This window comes from Ancylomarina sp., from assembly GCF_041555295.1.
Classification (GTDB): domain Bacteria; phylum Bacteroidota; class Bacteroidia; order Bacteroidales; family Marinifilaceae; genus Ancylomarina.
In genome coordinates, this window is record NZ_JBFFKR010000462.1 from 1 (window position 1) to 1,734 (window position 1,734).

Here is a 1,734-nt window from a genome sequence, read left to right on the forward strand (position 1 = left end):
CTCAAAAAAGCCAGAAGTACAGTAGATCCAAACCTTATTTACGAATTAGATACCTGGGAACTGACAGCAGAAAGTAAGTGTGAAAAAGGATCTCGCTTAAGACCGCATATCGTTTGGTTTGGCGAAGCCGTACCAGCCATAGTAGAGGCGTCAGATATCGTTTCAAGGGCTGATATTCTAGTCATTGTTGGTACATCAATGAATGTGTACCCTGCTGCTGGTTTAATTGATTACGCACCCTCTCATTGCCCAATCTATATTATAGATCCCAATGAAGTCAATATGTCATCCTATGGGAATCGCACATTCATAAAATCGAAAGCAAGTGTTGGTGTAAGAAAACTTTTTGAAATATTAGTATCAGACTAAGTCATAAAAAGGGATCTGTTCAAACTATTGAACAGATCCCTTTATTTTATTGCAACGAAGTTTTTATTTCATTCAAAGAATTAATCCAGATCCTCGTCTTCATTTGAAGTGGCAAAATCACGAGCAGACTTCAAAAGATTCCCTGCATACAATGCCAGATTCTTAGTCTCATTTAAGACGCCTAAGAATAGAACAGAATTTCTTGTTCCAACCTTCTCTGCCTTAATTCTCTTGATTTGTTCCTTTCTGAACTTCTTAATTGATTTCAATAAGCCTTCTTGTTCTTCAAGTACGGAGTCAATATTTACTGACTCATAATCCCTTTCATTAATAATCGTGTTGATGTGCGTAAAGAACTGAGACAATTTAGCTTGAATAACATTCAATTCTTCAATTTGTTCAGCCTCTAAAGCTTTGTGATTATTATCGATATATTCATAAACAGGTTCCACAATAAAACTTGTAGCATGAGCCATCTCACGAAGGTAATCGATTAACTGAACGTAGAATGCTCCCGAATAAACACTATCTTCTCGAAGTAGCTTAACCATATCAGGCACCTGATTTTTGATTTTCTTTACTTCGGCATTCAACTTATTTACCTTCTTTGAACATTCCTTAAGGTTAGTCCTGTCTTCGTAAGCCAAGCCAGTAATCATTTTACCAAAAATAGCAGGAATTTTAGCGGTTAAAGTCGAAACAGCATGTGTACACTGCTCAGCGGCATCACCTTTTATAATTAATGAATCATTATCTTCAGAATCATTAGTCTCATTTTTACGCTTATGAGCTCTATGTGAACGAACGACAAAGAATATTGCAAGGGCTAATAATCCGAATATTGCATAACCACCAAACCAGTTTATTAAGTTTGCAAATATAAAGGCAGCAGTAAAAGCACTAAACGCAGTAAAGAACCAACCCCCAATTACTGTAATCACACCGGTAATACGATAAACAGCACTATCACGCCCCCAGGCTCTATCGGACAATGAAGTACCCATGGCAACCATAAAGGTAACGTAGGTAGTAGAAAGAGGTAATTTTAAAGATGTACCAATTGCAATCAAAATACTGGCAACAGTAAGATTAACAGATGCTCTAATCATATCAAAGGCTGGTATATCTTTCTTGTCAATACTAGCATCAACCGATGTTTTTTCAAAACTTCTATTTATACTTCTTTGTATGCTTTCAGGTAAAATGCTTCTTAAACGATTGTTAGCTGATAATGAACGACGTACTATTAATCGACCAAAATAAGAAGATCCAAAACGCTCATCGCCTTCATTTTGACTACTTAAACTCAATTCAGTCTCAGTAACTGTTCTTGCTTTCTTTGAGAACCAGAGTGTAACTGTCATA

The 1,734-nt window shown here is 36.3% G+C and carries 1 protein-coding gene and 1 pseudogene; one reads left to right on the plus strand and one right to left on the minus strand.

From position 1 onward, the window contains the following. Window positions 1–369: Sir2 family NAD-dependent protein deacetylase (locus ABY905_RS17100; protein ID WP_372646082.1), on the plus strand; the 369-nt coding region annotated here is incomplete at its 5' end. A gap of 80 nt (window positions 370–449) precedes the next feature. On the opposite strand, the pseudogene ABY905_RS17105 reads toward ABY905_RS17100, so the two are convergent. Next, window positions 450–1,734, minus strand: a pseudogene (locus ABY905_RS17105) (phosphate permease); the annotation flags it as partial.